The organism is Bauldia sp., from assembly GCF_020442045.1.
Classification (GTDB): Bacteria; Pseudomonadota; Alphaproteobacteria; order Rhizobiales; family Kaistiaceae; genus Bauldia.
Genome location: NZ_JAGRLA010000136.1, coordinates 1 through 2,952, shown reverse-complemented (window position 1 = coordinate 2,952; position 2,952 = coordinate 1). Strand labels below are relative to the sequence as shown.

At 66.3% G+C, this 2,952-nt stretch carries 3 protein-coding genes and 1 pseudogene; 3 read left to right on the top strand and 1 reads right to left on the bottom strand.

Features of this window, described 5'->3' with window-relative positions; genetic code table 11:
• The 3 genes and pseudogenes from KDJ86_RS15455 to KDJ86_RS15445 form a co-directional block, all read left to right on the top strand.
• Positions 1-636 (top strand): annotated as a pseudogene (locus KDJ86_RS15455) (UxaA family hydrolase); the annotation flags it as partial.
• Between the two features lie 7 nt (positions 637-643).
• Positions 644-1,291 (top strand): RraA family protein, encoded by a 648-nt coding sequence (locus KDJ86_RS15450; protein ID WP_291747742.1) that lies wholly within the window; start codon positions 644-646, stop codon positions 1,289-1,291.
• Positions 1,292-1,315: 24 nt separating this feature from the next.
• Entirely contained in the window at positions 1,316-2,227 is a 912-nt protein-coding gene (locus KDJ86_RS15445; protein ID WP_291747739.1) for an NAD(P)-dependent oxidoreductase, read from the top strand.
• A gap of 12 nt (positions 2,228-2,239) precedes the next feature.
• On the opposite strand, the gene KDJ86_RS15440 is transcribed toward KDJ86_RS15445, so the two are convergent.
• Positions 2,240-2,952 (bottom strand): carbohydrate ABC transporter permease (locus KDJ86_RS15440; protein WP_291747736.1); only part of this gene is annotated, 713 nt, incomplete at its 5' end.

Sequence of the window (2,952 nt, the reverse complement as noted above, 5' to 3'; positions counted from 1 at the left end):
TGCGAGCACATCATGGCCGACCGGGCGGTCACGCCGGACCTCGGCCGCGAGCTCGAGGCGAGCGTCACCAAGGCCGCCCGCTATTACGCGACCCTCGGCTACGGCTCCTTCGCGGCGGGGAACGCCGATGGCGGCCTCACCACCATCGAGGAAAAGTCGATGGGCGCCTATGCCAAGTCCGGCGCCTCGCCGATCGCCGGGCTGATCAAGCCCGGTGACATGCCGCCACATGGCGGGCTCTATCTTCTCGATGTCGTGCCGGACGGCGAGGTGCGCTTCGGCTTCCCGAACATCAACGACAATGCCGAGATAGCCGAGCTGATCGCCTGCGGCTGCCACGCCATCCTCTTCGTCACCGGCCGGGGCTCGGTCGTCGGTTCGGCGATCTCGCCGGTCGTCAAGATCTGCGCCAATCCCGAGACCTATCGCCGGATGTCGGACGACATGGATGTCGACGCAGGCCGCATTCTCGAAGGGAGCGCGAGCCTCGACGAGGTCGGCGCGGAAATACGGGACCTGGTGCTCGGCCTTGCCACCGGCAAGCGCACCAAATCCGAGGAGCTCGGCCACCAGGAATTCATCCTGACCTACAAGTCCTTCGAGCCGATCGGCCCGGCCTGCCTTCCCGCCGCCTGAGGAAACGATGAGCCATCTCACCGAACGCCTTGCCGGATGCTATACCGGCGTCGTCCACGACGTGATGCGGGCCATGGGTCTCCGCGACTTCACCCTGCCGGCGGAACTGCGGCCGATCATGCCCGAAAAGGCGCTGGCCGGGCCGGCCTTCACCATTGAGGGGCGGATGGCCGAGGACGCCGACGCCCATGAGACGCTGCTCGCCTGGACCGGGCTGTTGTCAAAGGCGAAACCCGGCTCGATCTGGGTCAGCCAGCCGAACGACCGGATCGTCGCCCATATGGGCGAGCTCTCGGCCGAGACGCTGAAGGACAAGGGCGTGCTCGGCTGCATCGCCGACGGCTATATCCGCGACGTCAACTTCCTGCTCGACATCGGCTTCCAGGCCTGGTGCCGCGGCTTCACGCCGCGCGACATCGTCGGCCACTGGATACCGGTCGCGACCGAGGTGACGATCACCATCGGCGATGTCGCGATCGCGCCGGGCGACTACATGATCGGCGACCGCGACGGGTTGATTCGCGTGCCGCTGGGCGAGGCCGGGGACATCGTGGCGAAGGCCGAGGAGGCGATGGCGACCGAGAGCCTGGTGCGCAAGGCGATCCTCGCCGGCACCGATCCGCAGCAGGCCTATCTGAAATACGGCAAGTTCTGAGACCGCGACAGGGGGGAGACCGGGATGAGCGAAGACAAGCCGCGGGTCGGCTATGCCGGCGTCGGGCTGATGGGCCACGGCGCGGCGAAGAATATCCTGGAGGCGGGATACCCGCTGACGATCCTCGGGCATCGCAACCGCGCGCCGGTGGACGATCTTGTGGCTCGCGGCGCGACGGAAGCGAAGACCGGCGCCGAGCTTGGCGCGGCGAGCGACGTCGTCTTCTTCTGCATGCCCACGGCGCTGAATGTCGAGGCCGCCCTGTTCGGTCCGGATGGCGTGGCGGAGACCCTGAGGCCAGGAGCGATGGTGGTCGATTCGACGACCGCCGATCCGAACCTGACCCGGTCGATCGCCGCCCGGCTCGGCGAGCGGGGCGTGCGGATGATCGACGCGCCGCTCGGCCGCTCCCCCAACGAGGCGGAGGCCGGAACGCTGTCGAGCTATGTCGGGGGAGCGCCGGAGGATGTCGAGGAAGTCCGGCCGATCCTCGAGGCCTATTCCGACACGATCGTCTATACCGGGCCGCTCGGCACCGGCACGACCTGCAAGCTGGTCAACAACTTCATCTCGATCGGAACCAGCGCGCTGATCTCCGAGGCGGTGGCGACCGCCGCCAAGCTCGGCGTCGACCTCGACACCTTCCACAAGGTGGTATCGGCGGGCGGCGCCAACAGCCCGATGTTCCAGATCATCATGTCCTGGGTGCTGCGCGGCGACGATACCGGGCTCAAGGGCCCGGTCCGGATCGCGGCAAAGGACTTGCGCACCTACAACCGCATGGCGGAGGAAATCGGCGCGACCGCGTTCGTCGCCAAGGCCTGCAGCGAGACCTACAATCTCGCGGAGGCGCGTGGCAACGCCGAGCGCTACATGCCGGTGATGCCGGGGCTGATCGCCGAGCTCTCCAACTTCAAGATCCGCGATCTCGACTAGCGAGCCGGCCGATCAGCCCTTCACCACGCCTTCCGCCAGGCCCTTGAAGAACAACTTCTGGGCGAAGGCGAAGGCAACGATGCCCGGCGTCACGACGATCACATAGACCGCGGCGAGGGCCGGCCAGGACCACTGGCCGAGACCGCCCTGCGCGCCGGCCAGCACGACCGGCATGGTCCGCCGCACCTGGTCGTTGGTCAGCGTCGAGCAGAGCAGGAACTCGCCCCATGCGGTGACGAAGTTGACGATGAAGATGACGACCAGGCCGTTCCGGACCATCGGGATGCCGATCGACCACAGGATGCGCCAGTGGCCGGCGCCGTCCATGCGCGCCGCCTCGATCATCTCATGCGGCACGAGCTGGAACATCGAGCGCATGATCAGGACGCTGATCGCGAGGTTCAGCGTGACATAAGGCAGGATCAGGCCGCTGGTCACGTTGATCAGGTTGAGCGAACTCTGGATCTCGTAGATCGAGATGATCGAGACGACGCGAACCGGCAGGTAGAGCGAGACGAGCAGCACGGCAACGACGATGCCGCTGCCCTTGGCCTTGAGATGCACCAGCGCATAGCCGGCGAGAACCGCGCAGATCGTGGTGAGGAGGACCGTCGCCCCCGTCACGTAGATGCTGTTGAAGAGGTTGATCGGCAGCGTGTCGATCTTCTCGAAGACGTAGTTGTAATGCGTGAAGTCGAAATTCTTCGGCCAGAAGGCGCCCTTCA